Origin of the sequence: Salmonella sp. NW884 (assembly GCF_051700745.1) — a bacterium.
Classification (GTDB): Bacteria; Pseudomonadota; Gammaproteobacteria; order Enterobacterales; family Enterobacteriaceae; genus Salmonella; species Salmonella enterica.
On the sequence record NZ_JAMMDE010000012.1, the window covers coordinates 84,074 to 100,624 of the forward strand.

The following is a 16,551-nucleotide window of genomic DNA, read 5'->3' on the forward strand; positions in this document are numbered from 1 at the left end:
CCTTTTGTATATTTACGTTGGGGTTCTCTTATTTTAACGAACACATTGATATTGATAATGTTAATTATAATGAAATATGGATTAAGTATTTTTGTGTTGAATAAATCACATACCTGTTTTTTTTCATTAAAATGAATCTGTAAATTTCAATGATATTATTTATAGGTTATTCTAATGAAAAAGGATTTGTTATCATCAATTATTATCGCTATGCTGATGACTGCCGGGCTAAGCGCTTGTGATGAAAAAAAAGCGGACGAACAACCTGTAGCTCAGAGTGCGGACTCATCAGCGAGCAATACACAACCCACATCAGCGGAAAGCGCAGATGCGAACGATGTTCTTAACCAAAAGCTGAATGTTTACATTGATTGTTATAATAATCTCCAGGCAGATATTTACCGTGCTGTAAATCGTTATGCTAACACATTCGACGATTTCCGCACCGGCCCTACCGGTAAGGAAGACGATCCCTCTCCGCTGGTTCCTGTGTATCCTGCATTTATCCAGGACTGCCGGAAAGACATCAAGGCGGCGGCTGAATTAAAGCCGGCGTTTGCCTCTCTGGATAGTGCTGCTCTGGCATTTATTAATGCGGCTGGGCCACTAGCTGAAACAATCAATAGTATGAATAAATACTATGATCAAGATAACTTCAAGGATGATGCCTTTGCTGGCGCTAAAGCGTTCCATAAAACGTTTATAAAACAGTTCGATGAGTTTGATCCCATTGCGAAGAAATATATCGCCGAGATTACCATTATGAGTGGGCAGCATGCGGCTAATGAAATTAAGGCGACCGAGAAGAAAGAAGGTAAATCCATTAAGTACTATACGCTTTTGACGATGCAGGAAGCCGAGACGCTTAATGACGCTGTAGCTGATGATTCTTTTGATGTGGCGGCAGTAAGCAAACAGCTCGCTGATTTTGAAGAGCATACTCAGAAGCTAAACGAGAAGATCAACGTTGATATAGATAAACATCGTAGCTTCCCTGGCTTTATTTCTGAGCTGGAAAAATTCCAGGGCAAGGTGAAAAAACGCATTCGGCGCGTGCGCGATAACGTGGCGTATACCTCGCATGAGCAGGACTACCTCAATAGCGGCAGCGGCGATATGGTAGATGGTTCTTATGAGGCTGTGGTTAAAGCTTATAACGAACTCATCGACACCTATAATGGCTATCATCTTGAGCGTGAGTTCTAAGCTTTTCACGCTGCAAATCGCGTGCATATAACCGCTAAACTGAGCAAATAAGACGTTAGCGACTGCCGAAAGAGCGCCCCAGGGGCGCTTTTTTCGTTCGAAGTATTACCGGGTAGCAAGCGCCTCGTGAATGGCTGGAATAAGCTGCGGTCCAGCATAAAAACGATTAAAACCTGTATGGCCTCGCCACTATACGTGATTCCGTTATCAAGAGAGGCTGTAAAATTGAGAAAATATATATTTTACGCAAATGTAGAGGGTACTATTTTAGTCTGCGATTAACCGCTGCGGATGGGTATAAATCGTCGCCCGACCCGGCTTACAAAACCCCACCAGCGTCAGATTACACCGTTCAGCCACCTCGACCGCCAGCGTCGTTGCGGCAGAGACGGCAAACAGAATTTCAACGCCGCACATCGCGGACTTCTGCACCATTTCGTAACTCGCGCGACTGGAAACCAGCGCCGCGCCTTGCCGCCATTCCTCACCTTCCGTAGCGCGGCGGCCGAGCAGTTTATCCAGCGCAACGTGGCGTCCGACATCTTCATGGCCCCCCGCCAGTTCACCCGACGGCATGACCCACGCCGCAGCGTGCGTACAACCCGTCAGCTTACCCGTCGGTTGAAAATCATTCAGATGTTTTAACGCGCGATCAAGGTTACCGAGATTAAACGTTTGGCTAAACGGCAGCGGTTGCACCGGCTTACCGATGTCATTGAGCTGTTCCACGCCACATACGCCGCAACCGGTACGTCCGGCCAGCGCGCGACGACGCGCTTTCAGCCCCATAAATCGACGGCTGGAAAGATCAATCTGCACTTCAAGTCCGTTACAGGACGGCACAACGTCCATGCCATAGATTTCACGCGGGCTGTCAATGATCCCTTCCGACAGAGAAAACCCCATTGCGAAATGCGTCAGATCTTTCGGAGAGGCCATCATAACGACATGCGAAATGCCGTTATACACCAGTGCCACTGGCACTTCCTCGGCAACATCATCAAGTTGGGAGGACTGCAAATCCTCGCGTTTCCAGAGAGTCAACTGGCGTGAGGTTGTGAAATCAGTCACATTTAGGACTTCTTCAGACAGTATATTGTTCACTTTCTTTTAACCATATAAGAACACACACACCAACATTATGGTATTCTGTTACAACTCCTCCCGGATGGAGGAAAATTTATCCAATTCTGAACCTTTGCGGGCCCGTCCGCAAAGAAAAATAACAACCACTCCCTGAGCGTTTCGGATAGAGAAATGTGAAAGAGAAGTGACAATGTCGAAACAAGGAGCAAACCATGCAGGTCAGCAGAAGGCAGTTCTTTAAGATCTGCGCTGGCGGTATGGCAGGCACCACGGCGGCGGCACTGGGCTTCGCGCCCGGCGTAGCGCTAGCGGAAACACGGCAATATAAACTGCTGCGCACCCGCGAAACCCGTAACACCTGCACCTACTGTTCCGTTGGCTGCGGGCTGTTGATGTACAGCCTCGGCGACGGTGCGAAAAACGCCAAAGCATCTATTTTCCATATCGAAGGGGACCCGGATCATCCGGTAAGCCGTGGCGCGCTGTGCCCGAAAGGGGCCGGTCTGGTGGACTTTATCCACTCTGAAAGCCGCCTGAAATTCCCGCAATACCGCGCGCCGGGTTCAGATAAGTGGCAACAGATCAGTTGGGAAGAAGCGTTTGACCGCATCGCTAAACTGATGAAGGAAGATCGCGACGCCAACTATCAGGCGCAGAACGCCGAAGGCGTTACCGTTAACCGCTGGCTCACCACCGGGATGCTGTGCGCTTCCGCATCCAGTAACGAGACGGGTTATTTAACGCAAAAATTCTCCCGCGCGCTGGGTATGCTCGCGGTCGACAACCAAGCGCGTGTCTGACACGGACCAACGGTAGCAAGTCTTGCTCCAACATTTGGTCGCGGTGCGATGACCAACCACTGGGTCGACATCAAGAACGCCAACCTCGTCGTGGTGATGGGCGGTAACGCCGCAGAAGCTCACCCGGTCGGGTTCCGCTGGGCGATGGAAGCCAAAATTCACAACGGCGCGAAGCTGATTGTGATCGATCCGCGCTTTACGCGTACCGCGTCGGTGGCCGATTTCTATGCGCCAATACGCTCTGGTACTGACATTGCCTTCTTGTCAGGCGTGATGCTGTATCTGCTGACCAACGAAAAATACAACCGTGAATACACCGAGGCCTATACCAATGCCAGCCTGATCGTGCGTGAAGATTTTGGCTTCGATGATGGTCTGTTCACCGGCTACGACGCAGACAAGCGGCAGTACGATAAAACCAGTTGGCACTATGAGCTGGACGAAAACGGTTTTGCCAAACGCGATACGACACTGCAACACCCGCGCTGTGTCTGGAATCTGTTGAAACAGCATGTCTCACGCTATACGCCGGACGTGGTAGAAAATATCTGCGGTACGCCGAAAGCGGACTTCCTGAAAGTGTGCGAGTACATTGCAGAAACCAGCGCAAAAGATAAAACCGCGTCGTTCCTGTACGCGCTGGGCTGGACGCAGCATTCCATCGGCGCGCAGAACATCCGTACTATGGCGATGATCCAGCTTCTGCTCGGTAACATGGGGATGGCGGGCGGCGGCGTTAACGCCCTGCGCGGTCACTCCAACATTCAGGGACTGACCGACTTAGGACTGCTGTCGCAAAGTCTGCCGGGCTATCTGACGCTGCCGAGCGAAAAACAGACCGACCTGCAAACCTATCTGGCTGCCAATACGCCGAAGCCATTGTTGAAGGATCAGGTCAACTACTGGGGCAACTATCCGAAATTCTTCGTCTCGATGATGAAGGCCTTCTTTGGTGATAAAGCGACAGCGGAAAATAGCTGGGGCTTCGACTGGCTACCGAAGTGGGACAAAGGGTACGATGTACTGCAGTACTTCGAGATGATGAAACAGGGCAAGGTCAACGGCTATATCTGCCAGGGCTTTAACCCGGTGGCCTCATTCCCGAACAAAAACAAAGTGGTCGCATCGCTTTCCAAACTGAAGTACCTGGTGACTATCGATCCGCTCAACACCGAAACGTCCACCTTCTGGCAAAACCACGGTGAGTCGAACGACGTTGATCCCGCAAAAATCCAGACCGAAGTGTTCCGTCTGCCTTCCACCTGTTTTGCCGAGGAAAATGGTTCCATCGTTAACTCCGGTCGTTGGTTACAGTGGCACTGGAAGGGCGCGGACGCCCCGGGAATTGCCATGACCGACGGCGAAATCCTCGCCGGTATCTTCTTACGCCTGCGTAAGATGTACTCTGAACAGGGCGGCGCCAACCCGGAACAGGTGCTGAATATGACCTGGAACTACACCAAACCATACGAACCCGCCTCTGAAGAAGTGGCGATGGAAAGTAACGGTAAAGCGCTGGCCGATCTTATCGATCCGGCAACCGGCGCGGTGGTGGTGAAGAAAGGCCAACAACTCAGTTCGTTCGCGCAACTGCGCGATGACGGTACGACGTCCAGCGGCTGCTGGATTTTCGCCGGTAGCTGGACGCCGGAAGGCAACATGATGGCGCGTCGTGATAACGCCGACCCGTCTGGTCTCGGCAACACGCTGGGCTGGGCATGGGCATGGCCGCTTAACCGCCGCATCCTCTATAACCGCGCCTCCGCCGATCCGCAGGGTAATCCCTGGGACCCGAAACGTCAGCTACTGAAATGGGAAGGCGGAAAATGGGCCGGATGGGATATTCCGGACTACAGCGCCGCCGCGCCCGGCAGCGACGTCGGACCGTTTATCATGCAGCCGGAAGGGATGGGTCGCCTGTTTGCTATCGATAAGATGGCGGAAGGGCCGTTCCCGGAACACTACGAGCCGTTTGAAACGCCGCTGGGCACTAACCCGCTGCACCCGAACGTTATCTCTAACCCTGCCGCCCGTATCTTTAAAGACGATGCCGACGCGCTGGGTAAAGCGGATAAGTTCCCGTATGTCGGAACTACTTACCGTCTGACCGAGCACTTCCACTACTGGACCAAGCACGCGTTGCTTAACGCTATCGCCCAGCCGGAACAGTTTGTGGAAATTGGCGAGAAGCTGGCGAATAAGCTCGGTATCGCGCATGGCGATACCGTGAAGGTCTCCTCGAACCGCGGCTATATCAAAGCCAAAGCGGTGGTGACCAAGCGTATTCGCACGCTGAAAGCGGACGGCAAGGATATCGATACCATCGGTATTCCTATTCACTGGGGCTACGAAGGCGTGGCGAAAAAAGGCTTTATCGCCAATACGTTAACGCCTTTCGTCGGTGATGCGAACACGCAAACGCCGGAGTTTAAATCCTTCCTTGTGAACGTGGAAAAGGTGTAACGGAGACGACCTATGGCTTATCAATCGCAAGACATCATTCGTCGTTCCGCCACTAACGGTTTCACCCCCGCGCCCCAGGCGCGGGACCACCAGGAAGAGGTGGCGAAACTCATCGACGTCACCACCTGTATCGGCTGTAAAGCGTGTCAGGTGGCGTGCTCCGAGTGGAACGACATCCGTGATGAAGTGGGCAATAACGTCGGGGTGTATGACAACCCGGCGGACTTAACCGCGAAATCCTGGACGGTGATGCGCTTCTCGGAAGTGGAACAGAACGACAAACTGGAGTGGCTGATCCGTAAGGATGGCTGTATGCACTGCGCCGATCCAGGCTGCCTGAAGGCCTGTCCGGCGGAAGGGGCGATCATTCAGTACGCTAACGGTATTGTCGACTTCCAGTCCGAGCAGTGTATCGGCTGCGGCTACTGTATCGCTGGCTGCCCGTTCAACGTGCCGCGCCTCAACCCGGAAGACAACCGCGTCTATAAATGTACGCTGTGCGTTGACCGCGTGACCGTCGGGCAAGAACCGGCCTGCGTGAAGACCTGTCCAACCGGCGCCATTCATTTTGGCTCGAAAGAGGATATGAAAACGCTGGCGGGCGAGCGTGTGGCGGAACTAAAAACCCGTGGTTATGACAACGCGGGTCTGTACGATCCGGCGGGAGTAGGCGGTACGCATGTCATGTACGTGCTGCATCATGCCGACAAGCCGAATCTGTATCACGGTCTGCCGGAAAACCCGGAAATCAGCGAAACCGTTAAGTTCTGGAAAGGCGTCTGGAAACCGCTCGCCGCGTTCGGTTTTGCCGCGACCTTTGCCGCCAGCGTCTTCCACTATGTCGGCGTCGGCCCGAACCGCGCGGAAGAGAAAGATGACAACCTGCATGAAGAGAAAGACGAGGTGCGCAAATGAAACGACGTGACACCATCGTGCGCTATACGGCGCCGGAACGCATCAACCACTGGATCGTCGCTTTCTGCTTCGTGCTGGCGGCGGTGAGCGGGCTGGGCTTTTTATTCCCATCCTTCAACTGGTTGATGCATATCCTGGGCACCCCGCAACTGGCGCGAATTCTGCACCCGTTTGTGGGCGTGGTTATGTTTGCCTCGTTCATCATCATGTTTTTCCGTTATTGGCACCACAATCTAATCAATCGGGATGATATCTTTTGGGCGAAGAATATTCGTAAGATCGTCGTCAACGAGGAAGTGGGTGACACCGGGCGTTATAACTTCGGTCAGAAATGCGTATTCTGGGCGGCGATTATCTTCCTGGTGCTGCTGCTGGTGAGCGGGGTAATTATCTGGCGTCCGTACTTTGCGCCTGCTTTCTCAATCCCGGTGATCCGATTCGCGTTAATGTTGCATTCTTTTGCCGCAGTAGCGTTAATTGTGGTTATCATGGTGCATATCTACGCCGCCCTTTGGGTGAAAGGCACCATTACCGCGATGGTGGAAGGCTGGGTAACCCGGTCGTGGGCGAAGAAACATCACCCGCGCTGGTACCGAGAAGTCCGCAAGACAACGGAAAAAGAAACTGAATGAGTATTCGCATAATCCCGCAAGATGAGCTGGGGTCGAGCGAGAAACGTACGGCGGATATGATTCCGCCGTTATTGTTCCCCCGACTCAAAAACGTCTACAACCGCCGCGCCGAACGTCTGCGCGAGCTGGCTGAAAATAACCCGCTGGGCGATTACCTGCGCTTTGCCGCGCTTATCGCGCACGCGCAGGAAGTGGTGCTGTACGACCATCCGCTGGAGATGGATCTGACCGCACGTATTAAAGAAGCGAACGACCAGGGCAAGCCGCCGCTGGATATCCACGTGCTGCCGCGTGATAAGCACTGGCAAAAACTGCTGCATTCGTTAATTGCCGAGCTAAAACCCGAGATGAGCGGCCCCGCGCTGGCGGTGATCGAGAACCTGGAGAAAGCCTCAGAGCAGGAGCTGGAGCAGATGGCCAGCGCGCTGTTTGCCTCGGATTTTGCCTCCGTCAGCAGCGATAAAGCCCCCTTTATCTGGGCCGCGCTCTCCCTTTACTGGGCGCAAATGGCCAGCTTGATTCCAGGCAAAGCCCGCGCGGAATACGGTGAAGCGCGCCAGTATTGCCCGGTGTGCGGTTCGATGCCGGTCTCCAGCATGGTGCAGATCGGCACCACGCAGGGGCTGCGTTATCTGCACTGTAACCTGTGCGAAACCGAATGGCATGTCGTGCGCGTAAAATGCAGTAACTGCGAACAGAGCCGCGACTTACACTACTGGTCGCTGGAAAATGAGCAGGCTGCGGTGAAAGCCGAAAGCTGCGGCGATTGCGGGACTTACCTGAAGATTCTCTATCAGGAAAAAGACCCGAAAGTAGAAGCAGTGGCCGACGACCTCGCCTCGCTGGTGCTGGACGCGCGCATGGAACAGGAGGGCTTCGCCCGCAGTTCCATCAACCCGTTCCTGTTCCCGGGGGAAGGGGAATAAGTTCTCTGGTATACCGGCTAGCAATCTACGTTAGCCGGATCATTGCTCAATAACGCAATGCTTGTATAACGTTTCTCGGGTCGTTGGCAATGGCGCGAAGTAACGCTTTGGCTGGCCCTGTCGGTGAACGTCTTCCTTGCTCCCAGTTGCGCAGCGTATCCACGTTGACCGAAATCAGCTCTGCAAACTTAGATTGCGACAACCCAGATGCCTGCCGTATTTCTTTAATCTTCATTGCATCAATATGAAAGGTACGAGAAGGTTCACGGGTCCCTTCAATGATTTCATTCATTTGAGACATACTTTGAGTTAATCGCTCAAATAACACTTTATCCATCTACCACCTCTCATTCAGCATACGAAGCACCGCTTTTTCCTGCGGCGTGAGATCATCTTTAATGCCTTTTTGATAAATCAGAAGCAAGCGAATCTCATACCGTTGACTACGGTGAAAATAGATAATTCGCACGCCACTACGCTTTCCTTTGCCTCGCGCTCCCCAGCGCATTTTTCTCAGGCCGCCCGTTTCCTGAATGACATCACCACAATCTGGATGCTGAGCCATAAAAACCTGAAGCTTATGGTATTCATCATCATCGAGCAGTTTTTTAACATCTTCAGTAAAGAGTTCCGTTTCTATAAATTGCATATTCCATACGCCATTGGCTTATAGTAGTGAAAATAATCTATACGTCAATGGCGTATAGCATCATCGTTTCACAGTACAAAAATTAAAAACCCAGCGCCAACCGCATTCCATTTTTTGCGAACCTCTATCCAGAATCATTATCCCCTCGTTTCACCACTTTCCATCCCCAACGAACCAGGTTATAAACTGTACATACATACAGTCAAAGGAGCGTTATATGCCACTGGAAAAAGGAATTGCCGAACTGGTCGCTGGGTTTATCGCCGCGGGCCGCCCCTCTTCTCGCGAACAGAATATTGATGACCGGAGGGCGGGCTACATCGCCAGCACGACACTGGCAGGAGAAACAGAAACCCGCGTCCAGGTTGAAGATATTGAACTCGATGCCATGACGTTTCGCGTGGTTTCGCCGCTCAATGCCACAGGGAAATTACCCTGCATCATTTATTATCATGGTGGCTGCTTTGTCAGCGGCGGTTTTGCCACTCACGATAACCAGTTAAGGCAGTTAGCTTTTTACAGCCGTTGTCGCGTGATTGCGGCACAGTACCGACTTGCACCAGAGCACACCTTCCCGGCCGCACATAACGATGCCGAAACCGGAGCCAATACTATCTGGAAATATGCCCAGAAACTGGGGATAGATCGCGAGAACATTACGCTTGCTGGTGACAGCGCGGGTGGGCATCTGGCGCTGGTCACCGCGCTACGCCTGAAAGCCGCCCGTCAATGGCAACCTGCACAGCTGATTCTGATCTACCCCATGCTGGACGCAACCGCCAGGTTTGCGAGCTACACCTGTAATGGGCTGGATTACATTATCACGCGTGACACGCTGCTTTCAGGCTACGAGATGTATATGCCGCGAACCGATCCACTGCATCCTGAAGCCAGTCCGCTCTGGCGTGAGGACTTCGCCGGACTGCCATCCACGCACATCATTACTGCCGAATTCGACCCACTGCGCGATGAGGGCGAGGCCCTGTATCAACGGTTCCAGGAACAGGGTGTGGAATGTACTTGCCAGCGCTATCTCGGTGTCATCCATGGCTTTTTCCAGCTCGGAGGCGTGAGCCAGGCGGCACGAAGCGCCATGCGAGATGTGGCCTGGCGTGTTGTAAGTCCATCAACAGGCAAAATGACCTAAAATTCAATTTTGTTTTCAACTTGAAAACTGGATAACGTTGCGCTAAATTGTTTTCAGGTTGAAAACTTTGTAATGGAACTACATTGTGCATGTTATCATCCGAAAACCGTTCAATGAAGCGATGCTCATGTATCCAAACCATGAGCTTGCTCTCACTGAGTTGCTGAATGTTCTGGAGAAAAAAACATTCACTCAGCCTGAAGAGATGAAGCGGTATATTCCTTCACTGGATAATTTTAAGTACAGAGATAAATGGTGGGTGATTGATGTTTCTGGTAACAGCCTGAGACTCATTTCCTACATAGATTTCAGGTTACATAAGATATTTGTGAAACATATCGTTTCCCATGCCGAATATGACAAACTGACCGCATACTATCGGGGTAATAAAGAATGAGAACTCATCGTCAGATGGATGCAACCAGCGCAAAAAAGATCGTTGATACCTTCAGCGATGCGGTAAAAACCGTCCCACTGATGGGGGAAGACCGAAATGACAATGAGTATCGCAGGGCACTAGCGCTAGTGGAGTTTCTGGTCGACCACGACGATCTTGAAAACCCACTATTTGAATTACTCTGTGCCCGAATCAGTGAATACGAAAAACATGCGCCGGAATTCAAATCACTCAACCAACACCTGGAGAAAACACCCCCTGGCGTTTCAGTATTGCGAACGCTCATGGATCAATACGGTCTCAAAGCAGCAGATCTTGCCAACGAACTTGGTTCTAAATCGAACGTCAGCAACATCTTAAATGGCCGCAGAGCACTAACGGTTAATCATATTAAAGCGCTTACACAACGCTTCAAACTACCAGCAGATGCCTTCATCGAGTAGTTGGATATGTCCAGCTACTCCTCCTCATTCCCGCCCTCTTCATACGGGCCGAACGGTTTCGCAGGTAGTACGATATAAATGCCTTCGAAAATTGCTCCGGCGGTCTCGCCGCCCAACAGTTCAACCTGCAACTGGACACGCGCTTTTTTACCCCGCGCCAGCCTGTCCAAATCACCGCTTAGCGACCCCAAATCAGCCACGGCGTTTGGCTTTCCGCTAATGGGTTTACTGTAGCGAATATGGGCGTCAGCAAGAATAATCGTCCCGCCAAGATGGCGTTCACGGAGCATCAGCCAGATAAGTCCCCATCCGGTCAGCGTCGCCAGGGAGAACAGGCTGCCGGCAAACACCGTGTGATGCGGATTTTGATTACCGGTTTCCGGCATCGTGGTGATAAATTTTTGCCCGGTGTACTGCTGAATGCGCACCCCCATCTTTTCACTCAATGGAATGTGCTCATACCAGGCCTGCTGAAGCTGCCCGCACCAGTCGCCGCGATGCAGGATATCATCCAGCGATGCTACCGGTTTAATCATCAGAAAATGGCGGATTGGCGTGGTTGTGGGCGTAGTAATCTCCCCCTGATTGACAAACCCGAGTTTGGCAAAGAACTCAACCGCATCTTCGCGCGCGCTGCAGGTGACGCGCTTAACGCCTTCCTGGCGGGCGACAGACTCCAGGGTCATCGCCATTAATGTCCCCAGCCCTTTATCCTGTACCGAGGGATGTACAGCCATAAAACGGATAGACGCCTCGTTATCTGCATTGATATACAGGCGGCCCACTGCAACTAAATTTCCTTCTTCGTCCACCACCATTTGATGGTGCGCCAACGCATCCCAGCCATCCCGCTCCGACCCTTTCGGCTGGTGCAGCGGTTTACGCAGCATCTCCCAGCGAAACTGGTAGTAACGTTCTAATTCTTCTTCTGTTTGCGGAACTCGAAGGTGATACATAGCCGTACTCTCTCTTGTTATCCGCGGCCACGCCGGAAGCTGACTCATACCTGGAGCCAGAATGTCACGGGACCGTCATTAACCAGCTCAACCTGCATATCGGCAGCGAAGCGTCCGGTTTGCGTGTTTATCGCCTGCTGGCGGCAGCGTTCGACAAAATATTCATAAAGCGCCTGCGCGCGATCCGGCGCAGCCCCGCCGGAAAAGCTTGGCCGCATACCGCGTTCGGTATCTGCCGCCAGCGTAAACTGCGACACCACCAGCACGCTGCCGCCAGCCTGTTGTACATTCAGATTCATCTTGCCGTCAGCATCGCTGAAGATACGGTATCCCAGCACGCGCTCGCACAGACGATTCGCTTTTTGTTCGTCATCTTCTTTTTCGACACCCAATAACACCAAAAGTCCTGGGCCGATTTCACCCGTCACCTCGTCCTCCACGGTGACGCTGGCACGGGTTACGCGTTGAATTAATGCAATCATGGTTGGTCAGCTTCTTCTTGTTCTGCGGCTTGTTTGAGTTTTCGGTATTCCCCGAGAGTGACAGTTATTTCTGCGCCAAGCAAGACTATACACCAGGTCCAGTATACCCAGACAAACAGGATAGGGATCACTGCCAGTACGCCATAAATGAGCTGATATGACGGGAACATGGTGATATAAAGCGCGAAACCTTTCTTTCCGGCCTCGAACAGCAACGCTGCGACAAACGCGCCGACAAGGGCGTCACGGTTCGGTACGCGAGTTGTTGGGACAATACTGTAAAGTAACCAGAATGAGATCCACGAGAGCAGCAGCGGAAGGATGCGCAATACATTGTCGATGACCGTATTCAGATCGCTGGCCCAGCGTAAAGAAAGCAGGTAAGAGCTGATCGCCAGGCTGGCACCGGCGAGAAGCGGGCCGAGCGTGAGGATCATCCAGTACACCGCAAAAGAATACACTTTTGGGCGTGTGCGTTTGCTGCGCCAGATAGTGTTTAAGGCGCTATCAATGGCGTACATCAACAGCAATGCCGTCACAATCAGTCCACAGGCGCCCACCGCCGTCATTTTGTTGGAGTTAGCGACAAACTGCTCAATATAGCGCTGAATCACGTCTCCGGTGGCTGGCATAAAGTTAGCAAAAATAAAATGGCGTAACTGAATGCTGACATCAGAAAACATCGGAAAAGCAGCGAAAAGGGCAAAAACGACGGCAATAAGCGGTACTAAGGAGAGTAATGAGACATAGGCGAGGTTTCCCGCCAGAGTCGTCATATTATCCTCATCGATACGCTGCCATAATAGCTTGAGCCAGGCCCGAACAGGGCGCGTATGGCGTCCAGCTTTTTGGTGAACGGTTTTTAGCATAACAGCTTCGCGAAATAGTCAGGGATGGTGGCTTTATCCTTCACCAGAATGCTGGTGATCCCCAACTGGTTGGCCCCTTCTATATTATCGGCATTGTCGTCGAAAAAGACCGCATCGGCAGCAGAAAAACCTTCTTTCTGCAGGACGTGCTGATAAATACGCGCTTCCGGCTTACGCATTCCCAAATCCTGGGATAAATAAATATGGTCGGCGGCAGCGCGCACCTCCGGGTATTCCTCCGGCCAGAAGTGGGTATGCAGTCGGTTAGTATTGGATAGCACCACCACGCGATGCCCCTGCTCGCGCAGTTTATGCATGATAGCAATCACTTCGGGCCGTAATCCGACAAATACCGCCTGCCAGCCGTGCGCGAATTGTTCATAACTGAGCGATAACGCCATTTCATGACAGAAAGCTTCAGCAAACGCTTCGTCCGTTATCTCACCGCGTTCATGTTGGTGAAAAGTCTCGCCCATCGTAAATTTTTGCTTCAGCGAAGCCAGCGGTACTCGACTCAGATCGCTCCACACACCTAATACGCGGTTAAAGTCGATGTCGACAATCACATTACCTAAATCAAAGATGTAGAGCATGTCATTCTCCTTGCTAACCGGGGATGAATAACTGTAGCGGGAAAGGAGAAGTTTGACTATGTATCCCTTTATAAATCAATTAACAAAAAGACAATAGAAACGCAGACGATGCCCAATATCGCCTGCATCACAGCGCCGTTTTATTGGCCGGATAAAGCGCTGACGCGACCCTCCGGCGCAAGGGCGCTTGTCACGCTGAAACGGCGTCGTCCAGCGAAGGACTCACCTGAACCACTTCGATTTGCTGGGATTGAAGTAAATTCTGTAATGCCGGACCGGGATACTCGTCCGTAAACAGAGCGGTAATCTGTGACACATTGCCGATCTCAACCGCCGCAGAAGCATGGTATTTCGTATGATCGGCGGCCAGCAAAATATGTCGCGAGTGGGCCATCATGGTTTTCACTACGCTGGCTTCGTTGACATCAAACTCCAGTAACGCGCCATCGCTCTCTATCGCGCCTACGCTGGTGACGAGATAGTCCGCCCGGAACCCCGCGACAAACGCCGCCGCGGATGGCCCGATAATGCCGCTATTATGCGGGCGCAGCGTGCCGCCAGGCACCATCACTTCAAAGCGAGGGTTATTATAAAGAATGTGCGCGACGCGCAGGCTATTGGTGATAATGCGCAGATGATTATGGTTGAGCAGCGCGCGCGCCACCTGCTCAACCGTCGTTCCAATCGTGATAAATATCGTGGAGCCATCCGGAATATAGTCAGCCACGGCTTCCGCAATGGCTTTTTTCTCTTGCGTCCAGGAGACCTCTCGCTGCTCAAAGGCGGTATTGACCACACTGGACGCTCTGCCGGCGCCGCCATGATGACGCGTAATCAGACCCTGCTCGCTTAATTTACGAATATCGCGGCGAACCGTCTGGGTAGAGACCTCCAACAAACTGGCTAACTCATCGATATTCATATAGCCGCGCTCATCAATTAGCATTAACAGCCGATCGTGTCGCGGATTACCGGTCAGTTCGGTAAGACTCATGAGCATTCCTCTAAAAGCTTCCTACTGCTCATATTATACAAAAAGTGACAAGAAAGATCGGGTTTGCTCACAATCAGGGATACCCGCCCGGCCACCCGGGCGCGTACACTTCAGCGCGGCAACGCCGCTGGCGAATCTGACAGCCTCTTCGATGGCGTATCCGCTTGCCAGGCCAAATGCCAGTGCGCCATGAAAAACATCGCCCGCGCCGGTAGTATCCACTACCTCCACGGTAAAACCCGGTTGGTGGCGTACCGCCGCTTTTTCCAACCAGTTGCAGCCTTCACTGCCTCGCGTGACATAGACATGTCCATTTGTGAGCATTTGTGCTTTTTTTAGCGCATCAATGGCTTCGCTCATCCCCGTCAGGCGTGCCAGCCCTGGCTCGGAGAAGGCGGCGTGGTCGCTTAACGCCACCAGCTCGCTAATATCCTGCGGCGTAATATCGCCATCAAGAACAGTCATGACGCCAGCCTGACGCGCCAGCGTAAACGCCTGTTTTGCGCCGTCATGCCAGCGCACATCCGCCAACACCACATCCCACTGCGAAAAATCGATGTCGTTAAGCCAGTCGGCGTCAGGTAATAAATCCGGGCTGGGATAATTAACGATAATCCGCTCTCCTTTGGCATCCACCATAATCGCTGACTGCGACGACATGGCCTGCGTGTAGCGGCGGGTATAGCGCGTATTTACCCCCAGGGATTCCAGTTCCGCCAGCAGGCTGTTTCCGGTGTCGTCATCGCCCACACGGCCAATAAAGTCCACCTGCGCGCCCAATTTCGCCGCAGCCACGGCAGCGGTCGCCGCAGGCCCGCCGCCCACTTCCGTATAGCGCTTCGCCACATATTTACCCCCTTCTGTCGGTAATCCTTCCACGTAATAGATGCGATCCATCACGGTAATACCTACACAAGCAATACGAACCATGGTCATTCCTCAAGCATTTTCGATGTGCTCATTTTAATTTCACGAAATGTTTAAAAAGTGACGGCTGTCAATTTTTTGACTATAAATTACAAATACGATCACAAATAGACAGAAAAGGGCTCATTAATGACAAAAAATGACACCACCGTGTTCAGGAGAACGATATGGCAGTTATAGCATTTATCGGGTTGGGACAGATGGGCTCCCCTATGGCGAGCAATCTGCTAAAGCAGGGCCATCAACTCAGCGTCTTCGATGTTAATCCCGACGCCGTACAGCGTCTGGTAGACAAAGGCGCGCAACCTGCAAGCAGCCCGGCTCAGGCAACCATCGGCGCTGAATTTGTTATCACCATGCTCCCGAACGGCGATCTGGTTCGTTCCGTTTTGTTTGGCGAGCAAGGCGTTTGTGAAACTCTTTCCCGTGAAGCGCTGGTCATTGATATGTCCACTATTCATCCGTTGCAAACCGATAAGCTGATTGCCGACATGCAGAGCAAAGGGTTCAGCATGATGGATGTGCCGGTAGGCCGGACATCCGACAACGCGATTACCGGCACATTGTTGCTGCTGGCAGGCGGTACGGCGGAGCAAGTAGAGCGTGCTACCCCTGTTCTGATGGCGATGGGTAATGAGCTGGTCAACACCGGCGGCCCGGGAATGGGTATTCGCGTAAAACTGATCAACAACTACATGAGTATTGCGCTAAATGCGCTCTCCGCCGAAGCCGCCGTGCTGTGTGAAGCGCTGGGGCTTTCCTTCGACGTGGCTTTAAAAGTGATGAGCGGCACTGCCGCAGGCAAAGGGCATTTCACCACCACCTGGCCGAATAAAGTGATGAAAGGGGATCTGTCTCCAGCCTTCATGATCGATCTGGCGCACAAAGATCTTGGCATCGCGTTGGATGTCGCCAATCAACTGCACGTACCGATGCCGCTCGGCGCCGCCTCCCGTGAAGTTTATAACCTGGCGCGGGCCGCAGGCCGCGGTCGGGAAGACTGGAGCGCCATCTTGGAACAGGTGCGCATCAGCGCCGGGCTGACCGCCAACGTAAAAAAGTAACG

At 52.5% G+C, this 16,551-nt stretch carries 18 protein-coding genes; 9 read left to right on the forward strand and 9 right to left on the reverse strand.

What is annotated here, in order from left to right:
* Positions 1-174: 174 nt before the first annotated feature.
* Positions 175-1,206: a YiiG family protein gene (locus tag NA197_RS20450; RefSeq protein ID WP_000710966.1), complete on the forward strand. Its 1,032-nt coding sequence runs from the start codon at positions 175-177 to the stop codon at positions 1,204-1,206.
* A 267-nt stretch (positions 1,207-1,473) separates the two neighbouring features.
* On the opposite strand, the gene fdhD is transcribed toward NA197_RS20450, so the two are convergent.
* Positions 1,474-2,310, reverse strand: coding sequence for a formate dehydrogenase accessory sulfurtransferase FdhD (gene fdhD / locus NA197_RS20455; RefSeq protein ID WP_001059747.1), 837 nt, complete (start codon positions 2,308-2,310; stop codon positions 1,474-1,476).
* A gap of 194 nt (positions 2,311-2,504) precedes the next feature.
* Here fdhD and fdnG point away from each other — a divergent pair, with 194 nt between their 5' ends.
* Genes fdnG through fdhE form a run of 4 tightly spaced genes read left to right on the forward strand, consistent with a single transcriptional unit; the run spans position 2,505 to position 8,028 of the window.
* Positions 2,505-5,555 (forward strand): formate dehydrogenase-N subunit alpha, encoded by a 3,051-nt coding sequence (gene fdnG / locus NA197_RS20460; RefSeq protein ID WP_077248424.1) that lies wholly within the window; start codon positions 2,505-2,507, stop codon positions 5,553-5,555.
* Positions 5,556-5,567: 12 nt separating this feature from the next.
* Positions 5,568-6,470: a formate dehydrogenase subunit beta gene (gene fdxH, locus NA197_RS20465; protein WP_064042977.1), complete on the forward strand. Its 903-nt coding sequence runs from the start codon at positions 5,568-5,570 to the stop codon at positions 6,468-6,470.
* Positions 6,467-7,102, forward strand: coding sequence for a formate dehydrogenase cytochrome b556 subunit (fdoI, locus tag NA197_RS20470; protein WP_000829025.1), 636 nt, complete (start codon positions 6,467-6,469; stop codon positions 7,100-7,102). Before fdxH ends, fdoI begins: the two co-directional genes overlap by 4 nt.
* The gene (fdhE, locus tag NA197_RS20475) at positions 7,099-8,028 is read left to right on the forward strand and encodes a formate dehydrogenase accessory protein FdhE (protein WP_000027730.1); all 930 of its coding nucleotides are present in this window, start codon (positions 7,099-7,101) and stop codon (positions 8,026-8,028) included. Before fdoI ends, fdhE begins: the two co-directional genes overlap by 4 nt.
* 46 nt (positions 8,029-8,074) lie before the next feature.
* On the opposite strand, the gene NA197_RS20480 is transcribed toward fdhE, so the two are convergent.
* Together NA197_RS20480 and NA197_RS20485 are read right to left on the reverse strand one after the other, a co-directional pair.
* On the reverse strand, positions 8,075-8,365 hold the full coding sequence (locus tag NA197_RS20480) for a helix-turn-helix domain-containing protein (RefSeq protein ID WP_000362050.1): 291 nt from the start codon (positions 8,363-8,365) through the stop codon (positions 8,075-8,077).
* On the reverse strand, positions 8,366-8,677 hold the full coding sequence (locus NA197_RS20485) for a cytotoxic translational repressor of toxin-antitoxin stability system (protein ID WP_001159630.1): 312 nt from the start codon (positions 8,675-8,677) through the stop codon (positions 8,366-8,368).
* 217 nt (positions 8,678-8,894) lie between these two features.
* On the opposite strand from NA197_RS20485, the gene NA197_RS20490 reads away from it, so the two are divergent.
* The 3 genes from NA197_RS20490 (at position 8,895) to NA197_RS20500 (ending at position 10,664) form a co-directional block, all read left to right on the forward strand.
* Positions 8,895-9,824, forward strand: coding sequence for an alpha/beta hydrolase (locus tag NA197_RS20490; RefSeq protein WP_001127705.1), 930 nt, complete (start codon positions 8,895-8,897; stop codon positions 9,822-9,824).
* An 85-nt stretch (positions 9,825-9,909) separates the two neighbouring features.
* Positions 9,910-10,221 (forward strand): type II toxin-antitoxin system HigB family toxin, encoded by a 312-nt coding sequence (locus tag NA197_RS20495; protein ID WP_064042976.1) that lies wholly within the window; start codon positions 9,910-9,912, stop codon positions 10,219-10,221.
* Complete coding sequence (locus tag NA197_RS20500) at positions 10,218-10,664, forward strand: helix-turn-helix domain-containing protein (RefSeq protein ID WP_001259012.1); 447 nt, start codon at positions 10,218-10,220, stop codon at positions 10,662-10,664. The genes NA197_RS20495 and NA197_RS20500 overlap by 4 nt, the downstream gene beginning before the upstream one ends.
* Positions 10,665-10,678: 14 nt before the next feature.
* On the opposite strand, the gene fabY is transcribed toward NA197_RS20500, so the two are convergent.
* From fabY to NA197_RS20530, 6 genes are all read right to left on the reverse strand, one after another.
* Complete coding sequence (gene fabY, locus NA197_RS20505) at positions 10,679-11,620, reverse strand: fatty acid biosynthesis protein FabY (RefSeq protein ID WP_001518251.1); 942 nt, start codon at positions 11,618-11,620, stop codon at positions 10,679-10,681.
* 44 nt (positions 11,621-11,664) lie between these two features.
* On the reverse strand, positions 11,665-12,102 hold the full coding sequence (gene dtd, locus NA197_RS20510; RefSeq protein WP_000560969.1) for a D-aminoacyl-tRNA deacylase: 438 nt from the start codon (positions 12,100-12,102) through the stop codon (positions 11,665-11,667).
* Positions 12,099-12,971, reverse strand: coding sequence for a virulence factor BrkB family protein (locus tag NA197_RS20515; RefSeq protein ID WP_000921423.1), 873 nt, complete (start codon positions 12,969-12,971; stop codon positions 12,099-12,101). The genes dtd and NA197_RS20515 overlap by 4 nt, the downstream gene beginning before the upstream one ends.
* The gene (gene yihX / locus NA197_RS20520; RefSeq protein WP_000965695.1) at positions 12,965-13,564 is read right to left on the reverse strand and encodes a glucose-1-phosphatase; all 600 of its coding nucleotides are present in this window, start codon (positions 13,562-13,564) and stop codon (positions 12,965-12,967) included. Before yihX ends, NA197_RS20515 begins: the two co-directional genes overlap by 7 nt.
* Before the next feature lie 190 nt (positions 13,565-13,754).
* Entirely contained in the window at positions 13,755-14,558 is an 804-nt protein-coding gene (locus NA197_RS20525) for a DeoR/GlpR family DNA-binding transcription regulator (RefSeq protein ID WP_000059693.1), read from the reverse strand.
* 33 nt (positions 14,559-14,591) lie between these two features.
* The gene (locus NA197_RS20530) at positions 14,592-15,488 is read right to left on the reverse strand and encodes a sugar kinase (RefSeq protein ID WP_001520529.1); all 897 of its coding nucleotides are present in this window, start codon (positions 15,486-15,488) and stop codon (positions 14,592-14,594) included.
* Positions 15,489-15,652: 164 nt separating this feature from the next.
* Between NA197_RS20530 and yihU the strand changes: the two genes are divergently transcribed.
* On the forward strand, positions 15,653-16,549 hold the full coding sequence (gene yihU, locus NA197_RS20535; protein WP_000268248.1) for a sulfolactaldehyde 3-reductase: 897 nt from the start codon (positions 15,653-15,655) through the stop codon (positions 16,547-16,549).
* The last annotated feature ends 2 nt before the right edge of the window (positions 16,550-16,551 follow it).